Genomic DNA, 20,422 nt, shown 5'->3' on the forward strand with positions numbered 1-20,422 from the left:
CCTCATACGAGCCTGTCGCGCAGGCCGCGCATGCCGTCGAGCCAGCGGTCGGTGTCGCCGGCGCGGTGCAGGTAGTACTTGGCGACCTCCGGGTGCGGCAGGATCAGGAACTTCTCCGCGTCCAGGCCGGCGACGACCGAGTCGGCGACGGACTCGGCGGACAGCACGGCCCCGCCGGCCGCGGTCACCTTCGCGCCGATGTGGCCATGCCCGAGGCCGTCGCGCAGCATCGGCGTGTCCACGCCCTGCGGGCACAGCGCGCTGACCTTCACGCCCCGGCCGCCGTACGTGATGGACAGCCACTCCGCGAACGACACCGCCGCGTGCTTGGTCACCGTGTAGGGCGCGTCCCCGACGGCGGTCAGCAGCCCCGCGGCCGAGCAGGTGTGCAGCAGGTACCCGGAGCCGCGCTCGAGCATCGACGGCAGGACGGCGCGGGCCGAGTACACGTGCGACATGACGTTCACCGCCCACGTGCGCGCCCACGTCTCCGCGGACGCCTCCAGCCCGGCGCCGGTGATGATGCCCGCGTTCGCGCAGAACAGGTCGATGCGGTCGAAGCGCCCGAGCGTCTCCCCGACGAGCTCCGCGACCTGCTCCTCGCTGGTCACGTCGGCCTCGACCCCGACCGCCTCGCCGGGCAGCGACGCGGCGAGCGCCGACGCGGCCGCCCCGTCGAGGTCGGCGAGCACCAGCGCGGCCGCCTGCTCCGCGGCGAAGCGCCGGGCGAGCGCGGCCCCGATCCCGCCGGCCGCCCCGGTGATGACCACGACCTTCCCGTCCACCTTCATGACCGCGCCCCCAGTTCCCGCAACGTGTCCAGGAGCGCGGCTGCGCCCCCGGCGGCCAGTTCCCGCGTCGGCAGCAGCGCGATCACCGGGGTGGTCACGCCCGCGGCCGCGTAGCGCTCGACGTGCGCCCGGCACTGCGCGGGCGAGCCGTGCACGATCAGCTGGTCCGCGACCTCGTCCGGGATCGCGGCGAGCGCGCCCTTGCGGTCGCCGGTCGCCCACGCGTCCCACATCGGCTTGAGCACCTCGCCGCGCCCGAGCCAGCGGTGGAACGCCGCGTACGCGGGCACCGTCAGGTACGCCGCGATCAGCCGCCGCGCGGTCGCGCGCGCCTCGGCGGCGTCGCCGGTCGGGCACACGAAGATGCGCGCCGCGATCTCGAAGCCGTCGGGCGCGCCCGCCAGCTCGGCCCGCGCGGTCGCCACGTCCTGCACCGACAGCCAGTTGAGGACCGCACCGTCGGCCTCGGCCGCCGCCAGGCGCAGCATGCGCCCGCGAAGACCCGCCAGGAGCAGTTTCGGCGGTACCGCCGGTGGCCGCTCGAGCCGGAACCGGCGCACGGTGAAGGTGTCGAAGGCCCCGTCGACGAGCTCGCCGGCGAGGACCGGGCGCAGGAACCGCAGGAGGTCCCGGCTGCGCTCGAACGGCCGGTCGAACTCGACGGAGTTCCAGTCGCCGACCACGACGGGCGACGACGCCCCGATGCCCAGCGCGAACCGCCCGGGCGCGGCCTCGGCGAGGGTGGCCGCCTGCATGGCCAGCAGGCCGGGCCCGCGGGTGAAGACGGGAACGATCGCGGTCCCCAGCCGCAGGCGGGGCGACCACGCGGAGGCGAGCGCCAAGGGGGTGAACGCGTCCGCGCCGTTGACTTCGGACGACCAGACGTCGGTGAACCCGAGATCCGGTAGCGTGGCGAGCAACGCAGCGTGATCGGGCAGCGGGATCCCGGTCAACGGGATCGTCAGCCCCCATTGGCTGTTCATGCGCCGATCATCTCCGCGAAACGGCCGATGTGGCAAGCAGAACGACATACAACTCCGTCACCTCTCACGTTGCAGCCGGTAGGCACGCGACGTAGCCTGGCGCGGGTTTCATCGAGCGAAGGAGCACACCATGCTTGGTCTGGAAAAGAAGCTCATGAAGGAGTGGGAAGGCAAGAGCGCGCAGGAGCTCGCCGACGCCCCCGTCACCGCGATCGCCGGTGTGAGCGAGGGCGACGCCGAGAAGCTGCAGGCCGCCTTCAACATCAAGACCGTCCGCGACCTGGGCACGAACAAGTACTTCCGCTGGGCGCAGGGCATCGTCGCGCTCGCCGACTGACAACGCCCGGTTCACGACGGCCGCTCCCACCAGGGGCGGCCGTTTCGTCATATCGGGGGCACTGGCGCGGACCGCTTACCGTCTTGGGGATGCGACGGCGCCACGTGCTGACCCTCGCCGCCGCCGGGGCGGTCGCCGCCGCCTGCTCCCCGCAGGAGGAGCCGGCACCACAGGGCGCCGCGGGCACCCCGCCGCCGAAGCCCGGCGCCGGCGGGCTCGCCTTCCCGGCCGGGTTCGCCTGGGGCGCGTCCACCTCGGCGTACCAGGTCGAGGGGGCCGCGGCCGAGGACGGGCGCGGGCCGTCCGTCTGGGACACGTTCAGCCATCAGGCCGGGCGCACCCGGGGCGGCGACACCGGGGACGTGGCGGCGGATCACTACCACCGCCTCTACGAGGACCTCGACCTCATGCGGGACCTGGGGCTCAAGAGCTACCGGTTCTCGATCTCCTGGTCGCGGGTGCTGCCGCAGGGCCGGGGCGCGCTCAACGCCAAGGGCCTCGACTTCTACCACCGGCTCGTCGACGGGCTGCTCGCGCGCGGGATCGTGCCCGTGGCCACGCTGTTCCACTGGGACACGCCGCAGGCGCTGCAGGACGAGGGCGGCTGGGAGCAGCGGGACTGTGCGCAGTGGTTCGCCGACTACGCGCAGCAGATGTTCTACTCCCTCGGCGACAAGGTGGCGACCTGGCTGACGCTGAACGAGCCGAAGACGGTGGTGTCGCTCGGGTACACCACCGGCATCCACGCCCCGGGCAAGCAGGACCACCGGGCCGCCGACGTCGCCGGGCACCACCTGCTGCTCGCGCACGGCCTCGCGGTGCGGGCGTTCCGCGGCACCGGGCGCAAGGGGGCGATCGGCGCGGCCCTCAACCTGTCGCCGGTGTATCCCGCGGACGGCTCGGCCGGGGCGGCTCGGCAGGCGGCCGCGCTCGACGTCGAGGAGAACCGGCGGTGGCTCGATCCGGTGCTGCTCGGGAAGTACCCCGACGGATGGCTCGCCGGGCAGCCGGCGAACGCGCCGGTGCGCGCGGCGGTCCGCCACGGCGACGAGGCCGTGATCGGGGAGCGCTCGGACCTGCTCGCGGTGCAGTACTACAACCCGGCGTTCGTGACGGCCCAGGGCGGCCGGGTCACGAAGCACCCGACGACCCAGGCGAGCTGGCTGGAGGTGTACCCCGACGGCCTCTTCGACCTGCTGACCCGCATCAAGCGCGACTACGGCGACATCCCGCTCACGATCACCGAGAACGGCATGCCGACCACGAACGACGTGCAGGACGACGACCGCATCGCGTTCCTGCGGGACCACTTCGCGGCCGCGCACCGGGCCATCCAGGCGGGCGTGCGGCTGCAGGGGTTCCACGTGTGGTCGCTGCTGGACAACTTCGAGTGGGCCGAGGGCTACTCGCAGCGGTGGGGGCTCATCCGGGTCGACCCGGCCACGCGGGACCGGCGGCGCAAGGCCAGCGCCGAGTGGTACCGCGGCGTGATCGCGAGAAACGGCCTGGACGCCTGATCAGCCCAGCCAGCCGGGGCGGACCAGGCCGGCCTCGTAGGCGAAGACGACCAGCTGGGCGCGGTCCCGGGCACCGAGCTTGATCATGGCCCGGCTCACGTGGGTCTTCGCCGTCGCCGGGCTCACGTACAGCTTCGCGGCGATGTCCTCGTTGGACAGTCCGGCGCCGACCAGGGCCATGACCTCGCGTTCGCGGTCGGTCAGGGTGTCCAGGGACATCGGGGCCAGCGGGGCCCGGGAGCGGCTGGCGAACTCCTCGATCAGCCGGCGGGTCACGCCGGGGGAGAGCAGGGCGTCGCCGCCCGCGACGGCGCGCACGCCGCGCAGGAGGTCCACCGGCTCGGTGTCCTTCACCAGGAACCCGCTCGCGCCCACCCGCAGCGCCTCGAACACGTACTCGTCCAGGTCGAACGTGGTCAGGATGACGATCCGCACGTCGGCGAGGTCCGCGTCGGCGGCGATGCGGCGGGTCGCCTCCAGCCCGTCCAGCACCGGCATCCGGATGTCCATGAGCACCACGTCGGGCCGCGTCCGGGCGGTCAGCCGCACGGCCTCGGCGCCGTCCGCGGCCTCGCCCACGACCTCGATGTCGGCCTGCGCGTCGAGCAGCGCCCGGAACCCGGCCCGCACCAGCGCCTGGTCGTCGGCGAGCAGCACCTTGATCACGTCGTCTCCTCGTCGCTCAGGGGGATGGTCGCGCGCACCTCGAAGCCGCCGCCCTCGCGCGGGCCGGCCTCGACCGAGCCGCCGAAGGTCGCCGCCCGGTGGCGCATGCCCGCGATGCCGTTGCCGCCCTCGCCGACCGGCGCCGGGGCGCCCGCCCCGTCGTCGGTCACGGTCAGCGTCAGCTCGCGCGGGGCGTAGGCGACGACCACCGTGGCCGTCGCGTCCGGGCCCGCGTGCCGGCGCACGTTGGTCAGGGCCTCCTGCACGATCCGGTACGCCGCCCGGTCGACCTGCGGCGGCAGCGCACGCGGGGTGCCGACGGTGTCGAGGGTGACCGGCAGCCCGGCGCCCCGGGCCTCGCCGGCCAGGCGCTCGACGTCGGCCAGGCCCAGCGCGGGCGTGCGCGGGGCCGCCTCGCCGGGGTTGAGCCCCGCCAGCACGGCCCGGGTCTCGCGCAGGGCCTCGGCGCTCGCGTGCTTGATGGCGGTCAGCGCCACGCGGGCCTGCTCGGGCTGCTCGTCCATGAGGTGCAGGCCCACCCCGGCCTGCACGTTGATCAGGGACAGGTGGTGGCCGATGACGTCGTGCAGCTCCCGGGCGATCAGCAGGCGCTCGTCGCTGACCTGCCGGCGGTGCTGCTCCTTGCGCGCCCGCTCCTCCTCGGCGCGGGCCAGGGCCTCCTGGTGGGCGCGGTCGCGGGCCATCTGGCTGTACCGCATCCCGCGCACGCGCGCCGCCTCGCCGAACACGGAGATGATCAGGCACCACACCCCGATGACCACGAGCCGCGCGACGGAGGCGTGCGGGAACACCAAGACGACGAAGCAGGTGTACGCCACGATCACCGACAGCCACGTGAGCCAGCGGAACCCGGCACTGAGCGCGGAGAAGACGGCCACGAGCGCGGCGATGAAGCCCGGCCCGTTCGGGTACAGCATCGAGAAATAGGCGACCGTCGCCGTGAGGGCACCGGCCAGCGCGAACAGCGGCAGCCGGTGGCGCAACAGCAGGGCCGCCGGTCCGGCGATCAGCAGCAGGTACCCGGTCTCGTCCAGGGGGTGCACGGTCGAGCCGTAGGCGGCCGCGCGGGTGCCGAAGACCTGCACGAGCGCGAGGAAGATCGCCAGCGGCACGACGTGCGGGCCGGTGAACCGGTTCGCGCGGCGGCGCTCGATCCGCTCCTCGAAACGCTTGAACTTGCGCTCGAGCCGCTCGGCCCGCCGCTCGTGCGCCCAGTGCGCCCGCTCGCTCGCCCAGTGCGCCCGCCGCTCGCCCGGCCAGTGCCCTCTCCTCACAGCTCAAACCGTAGTGGAGCCGGTTCACCTGCGGCATCGCCTTCCCGGCGCGGCGGCGTCTACTCCCGCGGGAGTACGCGCCCGGTCCGGCTGCGCCGCCGGAGGTACCGCACGAGCCGTCCCCGGTGCGACGCGCGCCCGGCCGCGGTTCGGCACGCTGGAGTCCATCAACGGAAGGGGGCCGGGAACATGGCCGGCGAGAGGGTGCGCGCCTCGGACGAGGAGCGCGAACAGTACGCCAACATGGTGCGGGCCGGCATGACCGAGGGCCGGCTCACGCTCGAGGAGGGGGAGGAGCGGCTCGCGGGGGTGTACGCCGCGAAGTTCCGCGACGAGCTGCCGCCGATCACCGCCGACCTGCCCGAGGGCGGGCGGCGCGGGCTGTACGAGACGCCGGAGGCGAAGGAGCAGTTCGCGCGGGACGGCCGCCGGCACGTGTGGGGCCACGCGGGCTTCATCGCCGTGGTCGCGGCCGCGCTGACCGGGCTGTGGGCGCTGTCGGGCGCGCACTTCTTCTGGCCGGCGATCCCGCTCTTCTTCATGGTGTTCGGCCTGGCCAGGCATGCGCGCTGGCGGGCGTACGGCGGCCGGCGCTTCGGCCGGGGACCGTGGGGCCAGCACGGGCACGGCCGGGCGGAGTGGGGGCGTGGGCCGTGGGGGGCCGCGTCGGACCGCCAGCAGGGCTGGAGCCGCTGACACCATCGGGGGCCGCTGTCGCCATGCGGTGGCCCCCGACGGGCCGCCCTGGCCGGGTGGCCGCTGACACCTTCAGGGGTCGCTGTCGCCATGCGGCGGCCCCCCGACGCGCCGCCCCGGCCGGGTGGCCGCTGACACCATCGGGGGCCGCTGTCGCCACGCGGCGGCCCCCCGACCCCGGGGAGGGCGTCGTGTTCGGATCATCCTTCGAGCTCAAGGGCCGGATCGCGGTCGTGCTGGGCGGGCCCGACGGCGTCGCCGCGGCCGTCAGCCGGCTGCTGGCCGAGCGCGGCGCACGGGTCGCCGTCGTCGGCGCGGACGAGTCGTCGCTGGCCGACCTGGTCGACGAGCTGCGCTGGAACGGCGCCGAGGCGGTGGGCATCGTCACCACGGGCCTGGAGCACGCCGACGCCGCGGCCATGGATGCCGTACGGCTCAGTGTCCTCGGCGAGCTCGGCGCCCCCGAGCTGCTCTTCGTGCTGCCGTGCCCGCAGGGCACCGGCGGCTGGCAGCGCACCGTCGACAGTGGACTGACCGCCACCTTCCTGGCGCTGCAGGCGTTCGTGCCCGCCATGGCCGAGTCCGGCGCCGGTTCGGTCGTCACGCTGGCGCCCGTGGGCACCGACCCGGCCACGAACGCGGTCGGCGGCGGTGTGACCGCGCTCACCCAGCACTACGCGCGGCTGTTCGCGCTGTCCGGCGTCCGCGCGAATGTCGTCTCTTGGACACCTCGCGGGTCCACCGTGGAAGAAGCCGCCTACGCGGCCCTCTACCTGGCCTCGGACGCCGCCGCGCGCATGACGGCAACGACACTCGACGTTGCGGGCACATTGATGCGGCTGTAGATCCTATGTACGAATGACCGTCCACCTGGGATAGTCACTGCGCATGATGGGCTCCTCGCATGCGTTGTCCGGGGCGGCCGCCTGGTTGACGGGTTCGCTGGCGCTGGAGCAGCTCGCGCACTTCCACCAGACGCCGCTGCAGCTCGCCGTCGGCACCGCGATCTGCGCCGGCGGTGCCCTGGTGCCGGACCTGGACCTCTCCGGCCGCGTCACCACCCGCCAGGGCGGGGCGACGGTCGCGCACACGTTCGGCGTGTTCTCGCTGTTCCTCGCCGAGTGCATCGAGAAGTTCTCGCTCGGGGTCTACAAGATCACGCGCATGAAGTACGACCCGCCGCGGCGCAACGGCCACCGCACGCTCACGCACACGATCGTGTTCAACGTCGGCGTCGGGTACGGCACGCTCGCCCTCTGCGAGGCATACGGCAAGTGGGCCGTCATGGGCGTGCTGTTCCTCGCGTTCGCGCTCGCCCTGCGCGGGCTGTTCGAGAAGTGGGCCGAGCGAGCGGGCTGGGTCATCGTGACGCTCGCCGCCGCGGGCGCGGCCTTCATCGTCTACGAGCGGCTGCCCGGCGACCGCGGCTATCCACTGCTCGGCGTGGCCGTCGGCGTCGGCGGCCTGGTCCATCTGCTCGGCGACATGGCCACCCGGCACGGCTCGCCGATCCTGTGGCCGATTCCGACCGGCCGGCGCATGTGGCGCTGCTTCGGGTTGCCGCACCGGATCGCGCTGACCGCCGGCGACAAGACCGAGACCGTCTTCCTGCGCACCGTGTTCGCGACGGTCGCCGTGTTCGCGGGCGCGGTGCTCGTGGCGCCGGTGCTCATGGAGCGGTTGCACATAACCTTGTGAGGTGAGCACCCGGCTCGTCACCGGGACCGTCTTCCTGCTTCCTGCGCCCGTGTTCGCGACGCTCGTGGCGCCGGTCCTCATGGAGCGGTTGCACATAACCTTGTGAGGTGAGCACCCGGCTCGTCACCGAGACCGTCTTCCTGCTTCCTGCTTCCTGCGCCCGTGTTCGCGACGGTCGCCGTGTTCGCGGGCGCCGGTGCTCGTGGCGCCGGTGCTCATGCAGCGGTTGCACATAGCCTTGTGAGATGAGCGAAACCCGGCTCGTCATCGTCATGCGCACCGATCTCGGCATGGGCAAGGGGAAGATGGCCGCCCAGGCCGCGCACGCCGCCGTCATCGCCGCACTGCGCAACCAGTCCACGCCGGCCTTCGCCGACTGGTGGCGCGCGGGGCAGCCGAAGGTCGTGCTGAAGGTCGCGGACGAGGACACGCTGGGGCTCGTGGTCGCGGCGGCCGGGGAGGCGGGGCTGCCGGTCGAGGTCGTGCACGACGCGGGGCGCACGCAGGTCGCGGCCGGGACGGCGACGTGCTGCGCGATCGGGCCCGCGACGCACGACGCCCTGCGGCCGGTGACGGGCTCGCTCTCGCTGCTCTGAACGACCGGTGAGCGAACGCGCGGCTGGCGGGCTGTGGGTGCGCGAACGCGCAGCCCCGCGAACGGTCGCGTGTGAACGCGCGGTCGGCGGGCTGTGGGTGCGCGAACGCGCAGCCCCGCGAACGGTCGCGTGTGAACGCGCGGCCGGCGGGCTGTCGGTGCGCGAACGCGCAGCCCCGCGAACGGTCGCGTGTGAACGCGCGGTCGGCGAGCTGCCGGTGAGCGAACGCGCAGTCGGCGTGCGGTCGGTGCGCGAATGTGCAGCCTCGTGAGCGGTCGCGTGTGAATGTGCAATCGGCTGGCTGTCGGTGAGTGAACGTGCAATCTGTGAGTGGTCGGGCGCGTGAATGTGCAGCCCCGCGGATGGTCGCGCGTGAACGCGCAGTCGGCTGGCTTTCGGTGAGCGAATGTACGGTCGGCAAGTGGTCGGTGTGCGACTGTGCAGCCCCGTGGATGGTTGCGCGTGAACGCGCAGTCTGCGAGCGGTCGGTGCGGCGAACGTGCGGCCCGTGAGCGAGTGGTGCGCGAAGGTGTGGCCCGTGAGCGAGTGGTGCGCGAAGGTGTGGCCCGTGAGCGAGTGGTGCGCGAAGGTGCGGCCCACGAGCGAGTGGTGCGCGAAGGTGCGGCCGTGAACGAGTGGTGCGCGAACGTGCGGCCCACGAACGAGCCGTGCGCGAACGCGCAGCCCCACGAGCGAGTGGTGCGCGAATGTGCGGACGGTGAGTGTCAGCGGCGCCGGTGCCAGCGCAGCGGGCGCGGGTCGAAGGTCCACAGCAGCCGCCGCCACCACGGGCGGCGCGAGCGGAGATCGTCGACGTAGGCCGTGGCCTGCGCCGTGGCCCGGGCGGCCTGGGGCTCGCCCGGCCCGGCCGCGGGAGTCGCGAAGGCCACGGCGTTGACCAGCGTCGCCAGCTCGTCCACGGGCGGCACGGCAGGGCGCAGTGCGCGGCCCGGGGCGTGGGCGCGGGGCTCGGCGGCGCTGGCGGCGTAGCGCGCGATCTCGCCCGCGGTCAGGTGCGCCGGCGCCGGCCGTCCCGCCTGGCGCAGGCCGATGAGCACCTCGTGCCAGGCGGCGTCGATGCGCACCGCGGGCGGCCCCTCGCGCAAGCGGCGCCGGCGGCGACGGGCGAGCACGACCGGTACCGCTGCCAAATAGGCGATGACGAGGACCAGCGTGGCCCCGGCGGCCGACACCGCGAGGAGCGTCGTGTGGCCCCCGGCCGCGGCGACGGGGGCGGCGGAGGAGTGCGCGGAGGCCGACGACTGGGCGCTGCCGTCGACCGACGGCGGCGGGACGGACGGGGGCGGCGGCTGGGACGGCGGCGCCTTGGGCTTGAAGTCGTCCTCCACCGGCCGCTGCACCGTGTCGGACTTCGGCAGCGGGTCGAACGCCACCCAGCCGAAGCCCTTGAACTCGACCTCCGGCCAGGCGATCGCGTCCGCCCCGCGGATGTCGTGGCGGCCCTGGTGCGTCTGGAAGCCCACGGCCACCCGCGTCGGCAGCCCGGCCAGCCGCGCGAGCACCGCGAACGCGGCGGTGAACTGCTCAGACGTGCCCTTCTGCCCGCCGAGCTGCTTGTTGCCGAAGAGGAAGTGCTCGACGTTGGGGTACGCGTGCCCGCTCGGCGCGTCCGAGACGAGCTTGTAGTGCTCCTCCAGCCACTGCTGGATCGCGAAGGCGCGCTGGTACGGGTTGGAGACGCCCTCGCCGAGGTGGCTGCCCAGCTGCGCGATCGAGTCCGGCACCTTGCCCGGCAGCGCCAGGAACCGGGCCGCGTCCTCCGGTGCCGGCACCTCGGCGACGAGGAGCGCCTGGTCGTCGGGGCGGGGCCGCTGGCGGGAGGTGACCGTGTACGTCAGGCCCTTGCGCAGGCTGTCGGCGAGCGCGACGGTGCCGGTCTCGGCGTCGTAGGCCACGCGCACGCCCTCGACCCGCTCCGGGCTGGCGATTCCGGGCAGGAGCCGGCCGTCGAGCTCGTCGATGGTGATCGTCTGCGTGACCTCGGGGCCCTCGCCGCCGGAGCGGCCCAGCACCCGGCCGGCGTTGCGGTAGACGGAGCCGATCCGCCAGGTGATGCCGTCGTAGTCGTTGAGCACCGCGAGGCGGATGATCGGCTCCTGCTCGGCGCCCGGCCCGGGCGTGACGACGGCGTCGAAGAGGTGCTGGTCCTTGTTGAGGTTCCAGCCCGACAGGCGCACGAGCGGGTTCTCGTCGAGCGCGTCGAGCTGCGGCGGGGTGACGTAGTTGCGCGGGTCGACCGGGGTGTCGTTGCCCTGCTGGGCGACGGTCGGGCCGAGCAGCTGCGACAGCAGGACGATGACGGCGAGCCCGGCCGCCGCGCCGGCGCCCACCCGCAGGCCGAGCGTGCGGCGCTGGGCCCCGGTGAGCGTGTCGGCGCCCAGGTCCGGCCGCGCGCTCGCGATGAGCCCGAGGATCGCCAGGGCCGCGTACGCCATCGGGATCCACGTCGTCGCGCGTGCCGCGGTCGTGTCCGGGCCGACGAGGTAGAGCGCGGCCCCGAACAGCGCGGTGGGCGCGCTGTAGGAGAGCAGGACGCGGCGGTACCGCACGCCGGCCTCGGCCGCCGCGAGCCCCGCGAGCCAGGTCGCGATCACCGGCAGCAGCACGGTGTCCGGCTGCGGCTCGATCGGGATCAGCGCGGTGAGCAGGCGCGGGATGCTGTTGCGCAGGGCCTCGCGGGCGACGTCCGGCACGGCGCCCGGGATCTGGCCGGCCTGCGCTGACACGCGCACGGTCACGAACACCATCACGGCCAGGCCGAGCACCGAGGCGGGCGCGGCCGTGTAGGCGGGCAGCCGGCGCACCGCGACGCTGATGAGCACCGAGGCGGCCGCGGCGATCGTGGTGAGCAGCGGCAGCAGGGTGCCGTTGTAGATGGGGGCCAGCGCGAGGCCGCTGAGGATGAGCATGCCCAGCAGCGCCAGCGGCACGACGACGCGTCTCACCAGCGCTGCACCCCGTCCCAGGCCGCGGCGAACTCCTCGCCGTCGCGCACGGCCAGGACGACGATCCGCTCCAGGGCCGGGCCGGCGTCGCCGAAGACGCCGGCCACGAGCGTCGGGTAGGCGGTGCGCAGGGTGCTGACCCGGGACAGGTCGGGGTCGCCGGTGAGGTAGACGAGGGTGTCGCCGACGCGCTGGGTGCGGAGCTCCTCGATGGACTTGTCGGACATTTCCGAAAAGTCCGCCTCGGCCAGCACATCCAGGAAGTCGCGCGCCGAGGAACCGGCTGCGGCCCGGCCCGACAGCAGCCGCAGGGCGATGGGGAGCTCGTCGCGGAAGGCGGCCATGACCAGTGAGGCCGCGGCCTCGCAGGCGGCCTCGAACCGTTCGGGATCCGGGTACGAGGAGCGGCGGTCATCGAGCAGTACCGCCAACCGGGGCAGCGACGTGTCCAGCTGCTCGCGCACCATCAGCTCGCCGACCTTGGCCGAGGTCCGCCAGTGCACCCGCCGCAGCTCGTCGCCGACGACGTACTCCCGCAGCGTGTCGAACGTGATCGTGCCGTGCGGCACCCGGTCGTCGCGCCCGTCGAGGGAGCGCGTGATGCCCGTCGGCACCGCGGTCAGGCGGTGCACGCGCGGGTACACCCAGACCTGCGCCGTCCCCCCGTAACCGCGCGCCAGCGCCATCAGCCCGAGGGGGTCGCGGCGCACCACGCGCAACGGCCCGATGGCGACCACGCCGCGGCGGTCGGTGGGCACGGGATACTGCGCCGTCGTCTCGCCCCCGGCCTTCAGACGCAGCAGTGGTACCGGTACCGACGCCGTCCCGCAGCGATCGTGCGCGACCAGCGTGGCGCCCCGCAGCCGGCTCGTGTTGCCGACCGTCAGCGTCACCGTGCTCGACTCGCCGCGCATCACCCGGTCCGGCTCCACGCCGCGCGCGACGGTCAGCCGCGGGCGCCACCACACGTAGCCGGCCGCGAACACGAGCGACGCGACGCACGCGGTGCCCAGGACGACCAGGTGGCGGTAGCCGAAGACGAGCCCGGCGGCGAGCAGGACCACGGCCGCCGCGCACAGCCCGGCCCCGCGGGCGGTGAGGCGCACCGGCTCAGGCCGCGACGGGAGAGGGCACGGGCACCGCCTCGAGCACCTGGTGCACCACGTCGGCCGGCGACACGCCGCGCACCTGGGCGTCGGGGGAGAGCACCAGCCGGTGCGCGAACACCGGCTCGGCGAGCGCCTTGAGGTCCTCCGGCACCACGTAGCCGCGGCCGTCGGTCAGCGCGTACGCGCTCGCGGCCCGGGTCAGCGCGATGATGCCGCGCGGGCTCACCCCGATGCGGATCTGCGGGTGGGCGCGGGTCGCGTTGCCGAGCTTCACCGCGTAGGCGAGCAGCGGGTCGGCGATGTGCGCGCGCCGGGCCAGCCGCACGAGCTGGGCGACGGCCGGGGTGTCGGTGACCGGGTCGAGGGCCTCGGGGGAGCGGCTCACGGCGCCGCGCAGCACCTCGATCTCGACGGCCTCGGCCGGATACCCGACGGAGAGCTTCATGAGGAACCGGTCCAGCTGCGCCTCCGGCAGCCGGTAGGTGCCGTCCATCTCGATCGGGTTCTGCGTGGCGACGACGAGGAACGGGCGGGGCACGCCGTGGCGGACGCCGTCGACGGTGACGTACCGCTCCTCCATCACCTCCAGCAGCGCCGACTGCGTCTTCGGCGAGGCCCGGTTGATCTCGTCGGCGATGACGATGTTCGCGAAGACCGGCCCGGGGTGGAACTCGAAGCCGCGGGTCGCCTGGTTGAAGATCGTCACGCCGGTGACGTCGGAGGGCAGCAGGTCGGGCGTGAACTGGATGCGCCGCCACTGGCCCTGCACGCTGGCCGCGATCGCCCGCGCGAGGGTGGTCTTGCCGACGCCGGGCACGTCCTCGAGCAGGACGTGCCCCTCCGCCAGCAGTGCGGTCACCGTCAGCCGCACGACCTGCGGCTTGCCGAGCACGATCGACTCGATGTTGCGCGCGAGCCGGCCCACCAGCTCGGCCGCGGCGCCGACCTCCTCGCTGCTCGGTGGACCCTGGGGCGTTGACTGCTCAGCCGTGATCACGGTGCTCCATCAGCATTGCTTGAGCGGCCCCGTGCCGCTGGGCAGATTCAACCAGGCGTAGGGGATGTAGTTCTCCCCCTGGAACTGGATCTTGATCCACTGCGTGCTCTTCTTGCCGCCGTACGGCTCGGCGTTGATGCTCACGCTGGTGTTGGTCTGGCAGATCGCGACCCAGCTCTCGCCGTTGAAGGTGTCGCCGATGCCGGAGCCGGACTGCGACGGCGTCCGGTAGACCCAGATGCCGCCGCCGCTCGCGGTCTTCCCGCAGTAGGTCGGGTCGTTGCATATGACGGTGCCCTTGTAGACCGGCGTGCTGATCGACCCGCTGCCGCTCGCGGTCATCCCGGCGTCGTTGGTGATCGTGACGGTGTAGGTGTAGGCGGTGTTCGGCCACAGCCCGCCCTGCGTCAGCGAGCCCGAGCAGTTGCCCGACGTGCTGCCGGCCCCGGCGACGGCGAGCACGCAGGTGCCGGGCGAGCCGCCGTCGGTCGCGGTGAAGTGCACGGTGATCGAGTTGAGCGCCGCGGTGTCCGCGCCGTCGTTCACGGTCATCTTCGGCTGGGCGAGCGTGCTGCCCGAACCGGTCGCCGCCGCACCCTGGCCCGCCTTGTTCACGGCCCGCAGCTGGATCGTGACCGCCTCGGCGTCCTTGAACCCGGTGAACTCGTGGGTCAGCGCGGTGCCGATGGTCGACTTCGTGCCGTTGACGGTGGCCTCGTACCCCGTGAGCGGCGACCCGTTGTCGGCCGGCGCCTTCCACGTGGCGACCACCGTGCCGCGCTTGGTCGTCGAGGCCTTCACGGTCAGCCCCGTCGGCGCGCCCGGCTTGTTGAACGGCACGACGGACGGGCTCAGCGGCGACTGCTCCGAGCTCGCCCCGATGTCGTTGATCGAGGCCACCTTGAAGGCGACCTGGGTGCCGTACGTCAGCTCCCCGGCCGGCACCGAGAACTGCGGCTGGGCCGACTCGAACGTCTTGGACTCGCCGGTGCCGACGGTCGTGATGACGTACTTCGCGATCTTGTGGCCCTGTCCGTTCGCGGCCGGCCACGTCACGGCGACCGTCCCGTCCGGGTTGGCCGTCGCGGCCACGCTCGCCGGCGGGTCGGGGACGTCGCGGGTCGGCACCACCGGGTTCGCGGCCTTCTTCGGCCCGTTGCCCTTGGCGTTGACCGCATAGACCGTGAACTTGTACGTCTGGCCGTTCGTCAGCCCCGTGACGTCCAGCGCCCGCTGGCTCGCCCCGACCTCGTGCGGCGGCTGCCCGTCGCCCTCGACCACGTATTTCGTGACCGCGGCGCCGTTGGGCGGGGCCGCCGACCAGGTCACCCGAGCGGTCGCGTTGCCCGCGATGGCGTTGACCCGGGCCGGCGCGCCGGGCGGCCCGACGGGCGGCTTGGTCTGCGGCGGGGGCGGCGGCGCGGGTGGCGCCTCGCCCCCGAGGACGTCGTTGGCGTACTTGTCGACCGTGGTCACGTGGTTCTTGCCGTCCACGACCCGCGCGGTCGAGCCGCCGGGCGCGTTGATGAACAGGCGGTCCTCGCGGACCTCCAGCTCCAGCGCCTTGCCGCCGGCCTGGATGCGGATCGGGTCCAGCGCCTTGCCCTGCGCGTCGAGCACGTAGACGGTCCCGGTCGCGTCGTCGGCGCAGTAGAACCGGCCCGACCAGGCCACGCACGGCTTGAGCCGGGGGCTGTCGCCCGGCACCGCGAAGTCGCTGATCCTGTCGTTGTTCACGACGTACACGTGGCTGCCGTCGACCACCGTCACCGGCACGTCGCCGCCGACCGTCCGCTCCGCCACCCCGCCCTCGCCGCCGAGCTGCAGCGGGACCTTCTTCACCGTGTCGCCGTGCAGGGTGGTCAGCGTCGTGGCGGTCTTGTCGAGCACGGCCACGCCGGTGTCCAGGATGGACAGCGCCATGTCGTGGTTGGGCTCGGCCACCCCGACCGTCTTGACCTTCACCGGGTCGCCGGCGAACCCGCCGCCCTGGCCGCCCGCGGGGGAGGCGGGCCTGCTCTTCGCGGCGTCGATCGCGACGACCGTGCCCTCGGAGGGCACCAGCAGCCACAGCCGGCCCTTGTCGTCGAACAGGCCGCCGGAGATGCCCGGGGGGAAGCTCAGCGTCTCGCCGACCGGCAGCAGCGTCATCGGGTCGAGCTGGCGGACCTGGCCCTGCACCGTGTCGATGATGAAGGCGGTGTCGTCGTGCACCGCGACCGTCACGCCGATGCCCGGCGTCGACTGCGTGGTCGCCCCGAGGCTCAGGCTGGAGAGGTCGAGCACGCTGATCTTGCCCGTATTGAAATCTCGCAGGATCACGAAGCGGTCACTTTGGGTGACCTCCATCTCGTGTCCCTGCGCGTCGGTGATCCTCGTGCGGGTGTCGACCTTGCCGGTGACGCCGTTCACGCGGGCGATCTCGCCCTTGTCCGCGCTCCACAGCCAGGAGCTGACGTCGAAGCTCGCGACGGCGTGGTTCGCCGAGCCCGTGCCCCACAGCGTCAGGCCCAGCACCGCGACCAGGGCCGTGATCGTGCCGCCCGTGATCAGCGCACCGCTGCGCCCCGAGCCCAGGTTCAGACGCATTGCCTCACCATCCCGGCCCCCTCCCCGAAACCGGCGACCATCATATTCCCGTCGATGGGTGGCGGGTACCCGGTCACGGAGCGTGGTTGTTGCACTATTTGCGCTTGGTGCACGCCAGGTCCGACAGCTGGACGTCCTGGGTGCCATAGACGGCGGCCACGGTGAAGCAGTAGTCGAGCTTCGGGTTCAGGCCGTTGATCGTGTACTTCGTGGTGCCCGCCGGCAGCCCCTGCAGCTCGCGCATGGCGCCCTCGGTGCCGCCCGCCACGATGAACGGGACGGTGCCCTTGGTTGGGTCCTGCCAGGTCATCGTCACGCTCGTCTTGTCGTCGCGCAGGTGCAGCTCGCGCGGGGCGCGGCCGCTGCCGATCGCGGCGGCGGAGGGCTCGTCCGAGGCCGGGCCGCCCGACTGCGGGGCGGCGACGGTCGGGGCCGGCCCAGGGTCCTTGCCACCGGCGCTGACGAAGGCCACGGCGGCCGCGGCGGCGCCGCCGAGGACCGCGATCACGGCGATGACGACGATCGTGACCATCGGCGAGCGGCGCCGGCGCGGCTCGGGCTGAACGGGCCTCGGCTGAGGTGGCGATGGCTGTTCCCACCGCGGCTCGGGCGCGGGCCTGTGCTCGGGCGCCGGGCGGTAGTCGGTGCGCTGTAGCACGCCCGGTGCGGCGTGTTGCCACGGCGCCGGTTGGTAGTCGTCCTCGTCCGGGTCTTCGGGCGCGGGGCCGTAGTCGGTGCGCTGTAGCACGCCCGGTGCGGCCTGTTGCCACGGCGCCGGTTGGTAGTCGTCCTCGTCCGGCTCGTCGAAGTCGTCTTCCCGCGGCTCCGGCCGGAAGATCGGCCGGTCGTCCGCCGGTGGCCGCGGCCGGGGCGTGATCGGTTCGAACGTGACGGTCGGGGCCGTGACCGGGTCGAACACGACCGGCGGGGGCGGCACGTGGACCGTGCCCTCGGGATCGGGCAGCCCGAGGTACTCCCGCGCCGCCCGGACGTTCGGGTGCCCGTCGCCGAGGATCTGGGGCCCGAGCTTGGCGACCTGGCCGTACCGCCGCTTCGCCTCGAACACGTTCCCGAGCTCGTCGGCGACGCGGGCCAGCTCGAACGAGAGCGCGAGCATGACCGCGTGCGCGTCGCCGAGCGCGTGGTACCCGGCCGCCAGCCCCTCCTCGAGCACCCGCCGCGCGTCGCCCAGGTCGCCGACCTCGACGTGGTACCGCGCGAGCTGGGCGGTGGCGGCGAGCACGTCGGGATCGTCGCCGCCGAGCGCCGTGGTCGCGGCGTCGAGGGCCTGGTCGAGCAGCGCGAGTGCGCCCCGTTTGTCCCCGTGCGAGGCGATTGCTCGGGCGCCTTGCAGGGCGTTGGCCAACTGGGCGGACGAGGACACGCCGATACTCTGCCCTGTCGGCCGGGTACCTCGCCACCCGATGTCACCCGACTAACGAGATCGCCGCCGAACAGTGTCATCCGCTCGGCCCCTGTCCGCTCGGCACGGCCGCCCGTCCTGTGGGTGGTGACCCGTCTGTTCGGCACGGCGGCCTGTCCTGTGGGCGGTGACCCGTCTGTTCGGCACGGCGGCCTGTGCTGCGGGGTGACGTCGCGGCGCCCGATCGGCCCAGGCCCGTGCTCCGGGCCGTTGTGCGAGGCTCCGGTTCGGTTCGCGCATCGTCCCGCTCCGGCGCCGGGCCGCGCCGAGCCGATCGACGGATACTTGTCGCATGGCGACCGATTCGCTGGGCCAGCTGCCGGGTGCTCGCGAGGGCCGTGACCCCGCCCGCGCGATCAAGCGTGGCCCGAGCCGGGTCCCGCCCGAGGTCATCGCAGCCAACCAGCGCGAACGTCTCTTCGACGCCCTCGTGCACACCGTCGCCGAGAAGGGCTACGCGAACGCCACGGTGAGCGACATCTGCCGCGCCGCGGGCGTGACCCGTCCCGCCTTCTACGCCCTGTTCGCCGGCAAGGACGACGCCCTGATCGCGACCTACCGCCACGGCACCGACCTGCTGTTCAAGATCATGGAGGACGCCTACCGCGACGAGTCCGGCTGGCGCGAGGGCGCCCGCGCCGCCCTGCGCGTCATGCTGCAGGTCCTGGCCGAGCTGCCCGCCTTCGCGACGATGGCGGTCGTGGAGATCGACGCGGCCGGCCCGCACGGCCGCATCGAACGCGCCCGCATGCTGCGCCGCTTCGACCGCTTCTTCGCCGAGGCGCCGAGGGCCGCTGACCTGCCGATGCCGGAGGAGCTCGTCGAGACGATCGTGGGCGGCATCTACGCCACGGTGTACCGCTATGTCGCCGCCGGCCGCGTCCAGGACCTCCCGGCCCTGCTGCCCACGCTGACCTACTTCACGCTGGTGCCCTTCGTGGGCCGCGAGGAGGCCGCGCTGGAGCTGGGAATCGACTCCCCGCTCACGGGCCCGGCCAAGCCGGCCGAGTGCCGAACCGGCCCGTGACACTGCCAAATCAGTCCGTGACACTGCCGAACCGGCCCGTGACACTGCCGAACCGGCCCGTGACACTGCCGAACCGGCCCGTGACGCCGCCAATCAGTCCGTGACGCCGTCGAATCCGCCCGTGACGCCGGATTAATTCGCTCTTAGCCGGTTATATCCGAATTGCCGCACTGAATCGGCGGCCCGGACTGGCAGAATTGCTTTCTTCCTGTATTACTCTCCCGAGCCCCGTGGTACTACCTCATGCGCCCGATGCGATTACTCCATCGCCATTCCTGTCGGCGAGAATGCCCCGGAAGCCGTGACGATTCAGTTACGCCGCGCCTTCACTGGCTTGCGCAAAGGCCCTGTGCCTCGGTGTCCAATCCGGCACGCAGGGTCAGGCGGCCGATGCGGAGCGTTGATATCGCACCCGTGCCACTCGAAGCTCAGGCAGTGCACAAGGCCATACGGGCCGCTGATACGGCACCCGCGCACCCTGAAGTTCAGGCGGTGCGCGGGGTCAGGCGGCCCGGCAGGGCGGAGCGCTGATGCGGCACCCGAGGCGCGGGGGAGCGGTGCAGCGCCGCGCGGAAGTTTCCCGGGGACTGGCCGGTCTCGCGGGCGAAGAATCGGCCGAAGTTCGTCGGCTCCTCGAACCCCAGCTGCCGCCCCACGTCGGACACCGGGAGCTCGCTCGTGGCGAGGACACGCTTGGCCTCCAGCGCCACGCGCTCGTCGATGAGCTGCTTCGCGCTGCGGCCCGTCACCGCCAGGCTCGCCCGGGTGAGGGTCCGCACCGAGCAGCGCAACTGGTCGGCGTAGTCCTCGACGCGCCGGTGGCGCACCTCGCGCTCGAGCTCCTTACGCAGCTGACCGATGAGGAGGTCGGCGGGGCTTCGGCGCGGTACCGGCGTCAGGGACGAAATCCGCATGAGCAGCACCGCGACCGAGTGCGCGAGCAGGGTCGAGCCGAACGCGGTCCCGCCGAAGCGAACCTGGTCCACGCCGATCTGCGCGATCTCGGCCACGATCGCGTCCTCGTCCTCGCCGGCGGGCTGCCAGCAGGCGGGCGCGAACGGATCGGCGACGAGCTCGGGCAGTGGCAGTTCGGGCAGGATCGACGGCGCGAACGTGAGCACCGTGGCGTCGAAGCCGGCCTGCCCGCCGAACTGGTGAACCTGCCCCGGACGGCCCCACAGCAGGGTTCCCGGCCGGCACGCGTACGTCACGAAGTCCACCGCATGCGTGCCCTGCCCCGCACTGACGAGGATGACCACGTGGTCAGTGGTTTGCACAGGGAATCGCCCCACGGGCAGGTCGCTCAGGCGCGCCGCGCCGACAGGGTCACTGAAAAGGCCGCCGAGACTGACCATGACCAGCCCGACTGTACCTAAGGACCGCCAATCGGCAACCCAGACCTGGGCTGTTGTAAGCCCAGCGATGCACAACCCAGCGAGCCGCGTCGCCCTCACCGGCCCGCACCGCCGCACTCCGGTCCGCACCGCCTTCGCCGGTCCGTGCTGTGTTCGCCGGCGGTCTGTGCTTCGATCGCCGGTCGGCATCGCCTCGCACCTCGCCGGGACGCGCCGTGTCCACTGGTCCGCACCGCGCTCGCCTGGCCGGGCTGCGTTTGTCAGTCCGCACCCTGCTCGCCAGTCCGCACCCTGCTCGCCAGTCCGCACCCTGCTCGCCAGTCCGCACCCTGCTCGCCAGTCCGCACCCTGCTCGCCAGTCCGCACCCTGCTCGCCA

Annotated in this window: 17 protein-coding genes; 7 read left to right on the forward strand and 10 right to left on the reverse strand. The window is 73.1% G+C overall.

The window, feature by feature from the left end; all coding sequences use genetic code 11:
* Positions 1-2 precede the first annotated feature (2 nt).
* Entirely contained in the window at positions 3-791 is a 789-nt protein-coding gene (locus ABT369_RS25070) for an SDR family oxidoreductase (protein WP_350615366.1), read from the reverse strand.
* Positions 788-1,756 carry an LLM class F420-dependent oxidoreductase gene (locus ABT369_RS25075; RefSeq protein ID WP_350615473.1) on the reverse strand — a complete coding sequence of 323 codons (969 nt, stop codon included), beginning with the start codon at positions 1,754-1,756 and terminating at the stop codon, positions 788-790. The genes ABT369_RS25070 and ABT369_RS25075 overlap by 4 nt, the downstream gene beginning before the upstream one ends.
* A 148-nt stretch (positions 1,757-1,904) precedes the next feature.
* On the opposite strand from ABT369_RS25075, the gene ABT369_RS25080 reads away from it, so the two are divergent.
* Positions 1,905-2,111 (forward strand): hypothetical protein, encoded by a 207-nt coding sequence (locus ABT369_RS25080; protein ID WP_350615367.1) that lies wholly within the window; start codon positions 1,905-1,907, stop codon positions 2,109-2,111.
* 89 nt (positions 2,112-2,200) lie between these two features.
* On the forward strand, positions 2,201-3,628 hold the full coding sequence (locus ABT369_RS25085) for a GH1 family beta-glucosidase (RefSeq protein WP_350615369.1): 1,428 nt from the start codon (positions 2,201-2,203) through the stop codon (positions 3,626-3,628).
* Here ABT369_RS25085 and ABT369_RS25090 read toward each other — a convergent pair whose 3' ends face one another.
* Together ABT369_RS25090 and ABT369_RS25095 are read right to left on the reverse strand one after the other, a co-directional pair.
* The gene (locus ABT369_RS25090) at positions 3,629-4,294 is read right to left on the reverse strand and encodes a response regulator transcription factor (RefSeq protein WP_350615370.1); all 666 of its coding nucleotides are present in this window, start codon (positions 4,292-4,294) and stop codon (positions 3,629-3,631) included. It lies immediately after the preceding gene.
* Entirely contained in the window at positions 4,291-5,589 is a 1,299-nt protein-coding gene (locus ABT369_RS25095) for a sensor histidine kinase (protein WP_350615372.1), read from the reverse strand. Before ABT369_RS25095 ends, ABT369_RS25090 begins: the two co-directional genes overlap by 4 nt.
* Positions 5,590-5,778: 189 nt before the next feature.
* Between ABT369_RS25095 and ABT369_RS25100 the strand changes: the two genes are divergently transcribed.
* From ABT369_RS25100 to pth2, 4 genes are all read left to right on the forward strand, one after another.
* Positions 5,779-6,285 (forward strand): DUF1707 domain-containing protein, encoded by a 507-nt coding sequence (locus ABT369_RS25100; RefSeq protein WP_350615374.1) that lies wholly within the window; start codon positions 5,779-5,781, stop codon positions 6,283-6,285.
* 191 nt (positions 6,286-6,476) lie between these two features.
* Positions 6,477-7,130 (forward strand): SDR family NAD(P)-dependent oxidoreductase, encoded by a 654-nt coding sequence (locus ABT369_RS25105; RefSeq protein ID WP_350615376.1) that lies wholly within the window; start codon positions 6,477-6,479, stop codon positions 7,128-7,130.
* A gap of 43 nt (positions 7,131-7,173) precedes the next feature.
* Positions 7,174-7,983 (forward strand): metal-dependent hydrolase, encoded by an 810-nt coding sequence (locus tag ABT369_RS25110; RefSeq protein ID WP_350615378.1) that lies wholly within the window; start codon positions 7,174-7,176, stop codon positions 7,981-7,983.
* Between the two features lie 245 nt (positions 7,984-8,228).
* Complete coding sequence (gene pth2 / locus ABT369_RS25115) at positions 8,229-8,579, forward strand: peptidyl-tRNA hydrolase Pth2 (RefSeq protein ID WP_350615380.1); 351 nt, start codon at positions 8,229-8,231, stop codon at positions 8,577-8,579.
* Between the two features lie 725 nt (positions 8,580-9,304).
* Here pth2 and ABT369_RS25120 read toward each other — a convergent pair.
* The 5 genes from ABT369_RS25120 to ABT369_RS25140 form a co-directional block, all read right to left on the reverse strand.
* On the reverse strand, positions 9,305-11,545 hold the full coding sequence (locus tag ABT369_RS25120; protein WP_350615382.1) for a transglutaminase TgpA family protein: 2,241 nt from the start codon (positions 11,543-11,545) through the stop codon (positions 9,305-9,307).
* Positions 11,542-12,651: a DUF58 domain-containing protein gene (locus ABT369_RS25125; protein WP_350615383.1), complete on the reverse strand. Its 1,110-nt coding sequence runs from the start codon at positions 12,649-12,651 to the stop codon at positions 11,542-11,544. The genes ABT369_RS25120 and ABT369_RS25125 overlap by 4 nt, the downstream gene beginning before the upstream one ends.
* Before the next feature lie 4 nt (positions 12,652-12,655).
* Entirely contained in the window at positions 12,656-13,582 is a 927-nt protein-coding gene (locus ABT369_RS25130) for an AAA family ATPase (RefSeq protein WP_350615474.1), read from the reverse strand.
* A 78-nt stretch (positions 13,583-13,660) separates the two neighbouring features.
* A complete protein-coding gene (locus ABT369_RS25135; protein WP_350615384.1) occupies positions 13,661-16,240 on the reverse strand; it encodes a fibronectin type III domain-containing protein in 2,580 nt (859 codons plus the stop codon).
* A gap of 94 nt (positions 16,241-16,334) precedes the next feature.
* Positions 16,335-17,624, reverse strand: a complete 1,290-nt coding sequence (locus tag ABT369_RS25140; RefSeq protein ID WP_350615386.1) for a fibronectin type III domain-containing protein — start codon at positions 17,622-17,624, stop codon at positions 16,335-16,337.
* A 331-nt stretch (positions 17,625-17,955) separates the two neighbouring features.
* Between ABT369_RS25140 and ABT369_RS25145 the strand changes: the two genes are divergently transcribed.
* A complete protein-coding gene (locus ABT369_RS25145) occupies positions 17,956-18,690 on the forward strand; it encodes a TetR/AcrR family transcriptional regulator (protein WP_350615387.1) in 735 nt (244 codons plus the stop codon).
* Between the two features lie 485 nt (positions 18,691-19,175).
* On the opposite strand, the gene ABT369_RS25150 is transcribed toward ABT369_RS25145, so the two are convergent.
* Positions 19,176-19,967 carry a helix-turn-helix domain-containing protein gene (locus ABT369_RS25150; RefSeq protein ID WP_350615389.1) on the reverse strand — a complete coding sequence of 264 codons (792 nt, stop codon included), beginning with the start codon at positions 19,965-19,967 and terminating at the stop codon, positions 19,176-19,178.
* Between the last annotated feature and the right edge of the window lie 455 nt (positions 19,968-20,422).

Origin of the sequence: Dactylosporangium sp. NPDC000244 (genome assembly GCF_040300725.1) — a bacterium.
Taxonomy (GTDB): Bacteria; Actinomycetota; Actinomycetes; order Mycobacteriales; family Micromonosporaceae; genus Dactylosporangium.

Bases quoted from the DNA above. Each gene is read 5' to 3' on its own strand.
- ABT369_RS25135 (WP_350615384.1), bottom strand. From the start codon at position 16,240: ATGCGTCTGAACCTGGGCTCGGGGCGCAGCGGTGCGCTGATCACGGGC.
- ABT369_RS25085 (WP_350615369.1), top strand. From the start codon at position 2,201: ATGCGACGGCGCCACGTGCTGACCCTCGCCGCCGCCGGGGCGGTCGCC.
- ABT369_RS25080 (WP_350615367.1), top strand. From the start codon at position 1,905: ATGCTTGGTCTGGAAAAGAAGCTCATGAAGGAGTGGGAAGGCAAGAGC.
- ABT369_RS25110 (WP_350615378.1), top strand. From the start codon at position 7,174: ATGATGGGCTCCTCGCATGCGTTGTCCGGGGCGGCCGCCTGGTTGACG.
- pth2 (WP_350615380.1), top strand. From the start codon at position 8,229: ATGAGCGAAACCCGGCTCGTCATCGTCATGCGCACCGATCTCGGCATG.
- ABT369_RS25145 (WP_350615387.1), top strand. From the start codon at position 17,956: ATGGCGACCGATTCGCTGGGCCAGCTGCCGGGTGCTCGCGAGGGCCGT.
- ABT369_RS25100 (WP_350615374.1), top strand. From the start codon at position 5,779: ATGGCCGGCGAGAGGGTGCGCGCCTCGGACGAGGAGCGCGAACAGTAC.
- ABT369_RS25070 (WP_350615366.1), bottom strand. From the start codon at position 791: ATGAAGGTGGACGGGAAGGTCGTGGTCATCACCGGGGCGGCCGGCGGG.